The organism is Blautia sp. AF19-10LB, from assembly GCF_003461245.1.
Lineage (GTDB): Bacteria > Bacillota > Clostridia > Lachnospirales > Lachnospiraceae > Blautia_A > Blautia_A intestinihominis.
Genome location: NZ_QTWS01000006.1, coordinates 1 through 6,974 on the forward strand (window position 1 = coordinate 1; position 6,974 = coordinate 6,974).

Below are 6,974 nucleotides of genomic sequence, written 5' to 3' on the forward strand. Positions count from 1 at the left end.
GGTTGTCCGGATGAGCCGGAATCCCAGAGAGCATATCCCATCAAGAAATATAAAAATGGGTCAAGTTAAGGCTTTAGCTGTGGGGAGTGTCAAGCCATAATATAAAAGAATGTATTCTAATAAAAGTTAATTTACAAGGAGTTATAACAAATGCAGTTACAAAACGGAAGACCAGAAAATACAGATGGCAGACTCGACAAAGAGATCCGCGTATATGATTTTTTAGATAAACTTGGAGTAGAGTATCAGAGAGTAGATCACGAGGCAGCCATGACAATGGAGGCCTGCGAGGCAATCGACCGTGTCCTTGGTGATGACACAGCGATCTGCAAAAACCTTTTTCTGTGCAACCGCCAGGAAACAGACTTCTATCTGCTCCTGATGCCGGGTGACAAACCTTTTAAGACCAAGAATCTCTCCGCACAGATCGGTTCTGCCAGATTGTCCTTCGCCAAACCGGAATATATGGAAAAATATCTAGACATCACACCCGGGTCTGTCAGTGTCCTTGGTCTTATGAACGACCATGAGAAAAAAGTCCAGCTTCTGATCGACGAAGATGTACTCAAAGATCCATATTTCGGATGTCACCCATGTATCAACACATCCAGCCTGAAATTCTCAACAAAGGATTTCACAGACAAGATCATCCCTGCTCTCGATCACCCTCCGATCACGGTGAAGCTTCCTCTTCCGGAAGAACAGGCTTAATCTTTCAAAAACTATTACCTGGAGATCTTATCATGAAAAAACAATTGAATTATTCAAAACTGTTACTGGAAACAGTGATTCTGACTATTGCCGTGGCGATCATCGCCGCAGCGGTATATTTTTTCCTGGTTCCAAGCCATACTTCTGTCAGCAGCATTTCCGGTCTTGGAATCGTTTTGTCCAACTTTGTGCCGCTTCCGCTTTCTGCGATCACGATGATCCTGAATGTGGTACTGCTGATCATCGGTTTTTTTACCTGCGGTAAAGAGTTTGGTGTAAAGACTGTTTATACCAGCATCATGCTTCCTCTGTTTCTTGGTCTGTTCGAAAAGATTTTTCCTGATTTCGGTTCCATGACCAACAGTCAGGAGCTGGATGTTCTCTGCTATATCCTGGTCGTCAGCGTAGGACTGAGCATTCTTTTTAACAGAAATGCATCCTCCGGCGGTCTGGACATCGTTGCAAAGATCATGAACAAATATCTGCATATGGAACTTGGCAAGGCCATGTCACTTTCAGGCATGTGCGTTGCACTTTCTGCCGCACTTGTTTATGACAAGAAGACTGTCGTTTTGAGTATCCTTGGAACTTATTTCAACGGAATCGTTCTGGATCATTTTATCTTTGACCATAACATTAAACGACGTGTGTGCATCATCACGAAGAAGGAAGAAGAGCTCCGAAACTTCATTATCCATGAATTACATAGTGGAGCTACTGTTTATGAGGCATACGGTGCTTACAATATGCAGAAACGAAATGAGATCATCACCATCGTAGATAAGACGGAGTATCAGAAGCTGATGAACTTCATCAACAAAGAAGATCCACTTGCATTTATCACGGTATATAATGTGTCTAATATGCGTTATCAGCCAAAAGTATAAAAGTTGGGGCGAGACCAATGGTCTCGCCCCCGTTTTTTACATTGAAATCCATCCAAATGCATTCGCTACGGAACTGATCAGAATGATCGCCGCAAAGATCGGACAGAGATACTGAATCATAAAATTGAAAATATTTTTTCTTCGGAAAGTACTTTCTTCAAGAAGAACTTCTTTCTCGATTCGTTTTACACCAATAACCCTGGATACCAGAAGGCAGGTAGCAATTGCTGCGATCGGCATCATTACGGAGTTGGTCAGGAAATCAAAGAAATCAAGGAACTGCATTCCAATAATCTTTACAAATCCCAGTGGTCCATATCCCAGAGAAGAAAGGCTTCCGAGAATTATCATGATGACTCCGACAAGAACGGTTGATTTCCTGCGGCTCCATTTCAGCTCATCCTGGAAAGTAGAAACTGCACTCTCTGTCAGAGCAATAGAGCTTGTCAGTGCTGCACAGAGTACCAGGACAAAGAACAGGATTCCTACCAGTGTTCCGAATCCCATGCTTGCAAATACTTTCGGAATCGTGATGAACATCAGCGCCGGACCAGCCTGCAGTGTGTCCGGATCGCCGCCGGAGAAAGCAAAAACTGCCGGAATGATCATCAGACCTGCCATCATTGCAATCGCCGTGTCAAAGATTTCTACATTTGTTGTAGAGCCTTCGATAGACACGTCTTTCTTCATATAAGAACCGAATGTTACCAGGATACCCATTGCAATTGACAGAGAATAGAACATCTGTCCCATCGCTGCAACAACTGTCATCCAGGAAAAGTTCTTAATGTTCGGTACAAGGAAGTACTTCACGCCTTCCAGTGCGCCTGGTCTTGTCACAGAATAAATTACGATAATGACTGACAAAAAGACCAGGATCGGCATCATAAACTTGGAAACTCGTTCCACACCGTTCTGCACGCCTGCATAAATGATCATCAGGGTAAGCAGGGTAAAAAACAGAAAACAGACTTCTGTGGAAACTCCATCAGATATAAATGTAGAAAAGTAATCGTCTGTAGCAAGTCCCTGACTGTTTCCTTTGATATACTCCACCAGATATTTGATCACCCATCCACCGATCACAGAATAATACGGTACGATCAGAACCGGAATGATCGCATTGATCCATCCACCAAATGACAGCCATTTGGATTTACCAAATTTTGCAAAAGCTCCTACAGGGCTTTTCTTTGTCATACGTCCGAGTGCTGTCTCCGCTACGATCATCGTGTAACCAAACGTCAGTGCCAGGATGATGTAAACCAGTAAAAAAATGCCGCCGCCATACTTCGCTGCAAGGTATGGAAATCTCCATATATTTCCAAGACCTACCGAAGCACCGGCCGCAGACAGTACAAACCCGATCTTGCCCGAGAATGTACTTCTCTCATGCTTATGCTTGTCCATAATTTTTCCTCTCCCAATTTTCTTAATCTACACTCTTCTGATGATATCACGCTTTTGCATCATAAGCAAATGATATATCGTAAAAAGGGATGCAGAAGCTATTTTTATGCTTCTGCATCCCGATTTTTGTAAAAATCCGTAAGTTTTCTTTATTTAACTCTCTTTAATTCATATTCTCTGGTTCCAAGTCCGACCTTTTCTGCCTGATCCAGAGTTGCCTTCCATTCGATGTTTGGATTGGAATCTTTGAAATGATCGTGATGACAATGCCATCCAGGTTCTGCCAGATGTTCTCCGAGCTGGCTGTTCTCGATCGGTGTTGCTTTGAGGCAGGCATCTGCACATGCCTGATCCAGAGCGACCGGATCAAAGCTTGCAAACATTCCGATATCCGGAAGGATCGGTGCATCGTTCTCTCCATGACAGTCACAGTTCGGGCTGATATCCTGAACCAGCGCGATATGGAAATGTGGGCGTCCGTGACAGACTGCCTGTGCATATTCTGCCATCTTGCGGTCAAGAAGTTCATTTGCACTGCTGTTCGGATTGTATACAGCATCAAAACTGCAGGCTCCGATACAGCGTCCACAGCCCTTGCATTTATCATAATCGATCACGGCTTTTTTGTTTACATAAGTAATTGCGTCACTTCCGCATTCTTTTGCACAGCGGCGGCAGCCACGACAGACGTCTTCATTGATTGCCGGTTTTCCACTTGCATGCTGCTGCATTTTTCCCGCGCGGCTTCCACAGCCCATGCCAATATTCTTGAGTGCACCGCCAAATCCAGTTGCCTCATGACCTTTGAAATGGCTCAGGCTGATAAAAATATCTGCATCCATGATCGCATGTCCAATCAGCGCAGTCTTACAGTACTCTCCATTTACAACCGGAACTTCTACTTCATCTGTTCCACGCAGTCCATCTCCAATGATGATCTGACAGCCTGTTGTGATCGTGTTAAAACCATTCAGATTTGCACAATCCAGATGTTCCAGGGCATTCTTTCTGCTTCCCGGATACAGTGTATTACAGTCCGTCAGAAACGGCATACCACCCTGCTCCTTACACAAATCTGCAACTGCTTTTGCATAATTTGGGCGAAGAAAAGCCATGTTTCCCAATTCACCAAAATGCATTTTGATCGCTACAAATTTTCCATCCATATCAATGTCCTTGATACCGGCTGCGATACAGAGCTTCCTCAGCTTATCAAGCTGGCTTGTTCCTACCGGACATCGAAAATCTGTAAAATAAACAGTAGATTTCTCCATTTTGAATCCCTCCTGAAAATGATTTGTCTTTACAAAAGAATAGCACTTCAAGTATACTTGAAGTCAAGGAGGAATTCACATGCAAACTTATACAATCCGTGAAATATCTGAACTTTTTTCACTTCCGGCTTCTACACTGCGTTATTACGAAAGTGAAGGCTTACTCCCCAATGTAGAAAAGTCTTCTTCCGGTCAGCGGATCTACACAGAAGAGCATATTGAACGTCTCAACTGCATCAACTGTTTTAAACGTACCGGTATGACAATTCCACAGCTTCGGAAATTTTTTGAATATGAGACGGACGAAGCTCAGCACATTGATGCCATCATCCGTCTTCTGGAAGACCAGGAAAAACAGGTAGATGAGAAACTCAGGCAGCTTCAGAAAGACTCTGCACATGTTCATCACAAAGTAAAACATTACAAAGCGATCAAACATGCACTGGAAAACGATCTGCCGCTGCCTGTGTGGGAAGACGAGTGAATTTTTTTACTTTACACCGGCTTACAGGTGCATCCGATACCAAGTCCATCCGGTCCAATGTGACATGAAAGACCGAAAGAGAGTTTGTCGCACATGACTTCCATTCCCGGGAAACTTTCTTTGATCTGGTTTACCCATTCTTCTGTTGCTTCGTCAGTACTGCTTGAGGCTGCCATCAGATATACTTTTCCGGCAGCGTATTCTTCACGGAAATTGGTTTCCAGTTCATGTTTCATCGCATCGATCATGACTTTGCGGGACTTCTTCATACCGCGGCATTTCTGGTAGGTATCGAGGGTTCCTGTGCTGAAGTGCATGACTGGTTTGATGTTCAGGACATCTGCTGCCAGGGCTGTCATGGAGCTGACTCTTCCACCTTTTTTGAGGTATTCCAGAGTGCTGAGGCCAATGTAAATAGTCATTTTTTCTCTGGTCTCTTCGAGGATTTTCTTGATTTCGGCTGCGCTGTAACCTTTTTCTGCCATTTCTACTGCATCAAGGACGGAACGATGCATTGGTGTTGCTACACGACCATTGTCTACGACAAATACTTTGCCGGCAAATGCATCTTCATTTGCCATTGCCTGTGCAGCCATACAGGAGCCGCTTAATGCACTGCTGAGCGGGATATAGACGATTTCTTCATATTCTTTCAGCATTTCTTTCCACATATCCAGTACTTCTACTGGTGACGGCTGAGATGTGGACACATCTACACCCTTTCGAAGCATGTCATAAAATTCATCTCTGGAAAGATCTACGCCTTCACGATATACTTTTTCTCCGATGTAAAACGGCATCGGAAGCACCTTGATTCCAAGTCTTTCTGCTTCTTCGTTCAAAATTCCACTGTGACTGTCTGTCATGATTCCTGTTTTCTTCATATTATCTTCTTCCTTCATATTCTGTCTTTTAACCTGTATTTCTATAACGTCTTAATGATCGGCATTACGTAATTGATCATCTCTTCCGGAGTTTCTTTTAACCCATCTATAAGCCATCGTCTGGAAACTCCATCCAATATGCAAAGTTTTACGACCCATCCGTATTTCTCGGACATATCCGAATCTTCTGATTCGATCGCTTTACGTTTTTCGTGAATCTTTTCTCCGAGACGTTTTGTAAAAAGATCCATGTTCAGTCCACGAATTGCCCACATCTCTTTGTAATTCAGTGATATCTGATAAAAATAATTAAACAGATATTCCCGCAGTTTTCGTTCATCTGTTGTATCCAGCAGCGGCAGGAATTCTATATTCAGTTTTTCTGCAGTTGCATCTGCGATACTGTCCAGCACTTCCGAAATAGAAGCGAAATTCCTGTAAAAAGAAACCCTCGCAACCTTCGCTTCCTGTACAATATCTGTTACAGTAATGTCCAGATAGGATTTCTGTGTCATAAGACGGAGAAGTGCCTGTTCTATTTCACTTTTTACAGAATGATTTTCTTTCTTGTTCATATCCTGTCCTTCTCTGAGCTTGTCAGCATGGTTATGTTGAATAGTTATATTTCGATTCATATATGTTACATTTTGTTTCACCAAAGAACTGTATTGTATCACCAGAAAATACATCTGTCAAGAAATGAAAAAAGTCAGGAAAATTTCATGTTCGAATTTTCCCTGACCTCTAAAGTTCTGCTTATTTTGTGAATTAAAAACTCTATCCTCACATGACTGAAGTCACGTGCTTCCAGACGCTTTAGGCGTCAGACTAAATATCGGCAGATACGCCTGTAACTTAGGTGCACAATTACGTGCATTTTCCATGCCGGATACGGCAGGTTCCCACATAACAGGTAGTCCGCTGTATATCTGCCTGCATTTATGCTGCTCTTAAGTTCATTTCTGAACTGAGTTTTCTCAGATCTGCATAAACACATGAGGTTCTACGCTTTACTGCAGGGACTTTTGCCTCCAGCAAAGACCTTTCCGTTACCGGAAGGGGTTTTAAAAGTTCTCTGATAAAGTATCTTGCTCCAATATTGTACGATGCTGATAAGTCACAATTATATCGTTTTCCTGTCTGGAATACACACAGGCTGTGGTTTCCCGGATCACGGATAACTGTTCCGGTTCCATCATACGCAAGCCTGCTGGTATTCCATGCACAGATCCTCGATATCCGCATTCTGTTTCTGTGTGCCTGATGTTCACAGCGTTTCTGGATATCCCGTTTTCTCCACAGATGCAGTTTCTGTTTCTTTTTC

At 43.1% G+C, this 6,974-nt stretch carries 7 protein-coding genes and 1 pseudogene; 3 read left to right on the forward strand and 5 right to left on the reverse strand.

The features are described 5' to 3' along the window. Nucleotides 1-150 precede the first annotated feature (150 nt). Nucleotides 151-711, forward strand: a complete 561-nt coding sequence (locus DWX28_RS05140; protein ID WP_022213912.1) for a prolyl-tRNA synthetase associated domain-containing protein — start codon at nucleotides 151-153, stop codon at nucleotides 709-711. Between the two features lie 32 nt (nucleotides 712-743). Then, complete coding sequence (locus DWX28_RS05145; RefSeq protein WP_022213913.1) at nucleotides 744-1,598, forward strand: YitT family protein; 855 nt, start codon at nucleotides 744-746, stop codon at nucleotides 1,596-1,598. A gap of 36 nt (nucleotides 1,599-1,634) precedes the next feature. Here DWX28_RS05145 and DWX28_RS05150 read toward each other — a convergent pair whose 3' ends face one another. Continuing rightward, nucleotides 1,635-3,008 (reverse strand): sodium-dependent transporter, encoded by a 1,374-nt coding sequence (locus DWX28_RS05150; RefSeq protein ID WP_118252066.1) that lies wholly within the window; start codon nucleotides 3,006-3,008, stop codon nucleotides 1,635-1,637. A 149-nt stretch (nucleotides 3,009-3,157) separates the two neighbouring features. Continuing rightward, complete coding sequence (locus tag DWX28_RS05155) at nucleotides 3,158-4,282, reverse strand: DUF362 domain-containing protein (RefSeq protein WP_118252067.1); 1,125 nt, start codon at nucleotides 4,280-4,282, stop codon at nucleotides 3,158-3,160. A gap of 79 nt (nucleotides 4,283-4,361) precedes the next feature. Here DWX28_RS05155 and DWX28_RS05160 point away from each other — a divergent pair, with 79 nt between their 5' ends. After that, a complete protein-coding gene (locus DWX28_RS05160) occupies nucleotides 4,362-4,766 on the forward strand; it encodes a MerR family transcriptional regulator (protein ID WP_022213916.1) in 405 nt (134 codons plus the stop codon). 11 nt (nucleotides 4,767-4,777) lie between these two features. On the opposite strand, the gene DWX28_RS05165 is transcribed toward DWX28_RS05160, so the two are convergent. From DWX28_RS05165 to DWX28_RS19825, 3 genes and pseudogenes are all read right to left on the reverse strand, one after another. Further along, nucleotides 4,778-5,650: a DegV family protein gene (locus DWX28_RS05165; RefSeq protein ID WP_022213917.1), complete on the reverse strand. Its 873-nt coding sequence runs from the start codon at nucleotides 5,648-5,650 to the stop codon at nucleotides 4,778-4,780. Between the two features lie 41 nt (nucleotides 5,651-5,691). Further along, the gene (locus tag DWX28_RS05170) at nucleotides 5,692-6,225 is read right to left on the reverse strand and encodes a TetR/AcrR family transcriptional regulator (RefSeq protein ID WP_022213918.1); all 534 of its coding nucleotides are present in this window, start codon (nucleotides 6,223-6,225) and stop codon (nucleotides 5,692-5,694) included. A gap of 364 nt (nucleotides 6,226-6,589) precedes the next feature. Next, a pseudogene (locus DWX28_RS19825) lies at nucleotides 6,590-6,974 on the reverse strand (IS200/IS605 family accessory protein TnpB-related protein); the annotation flags it as partial.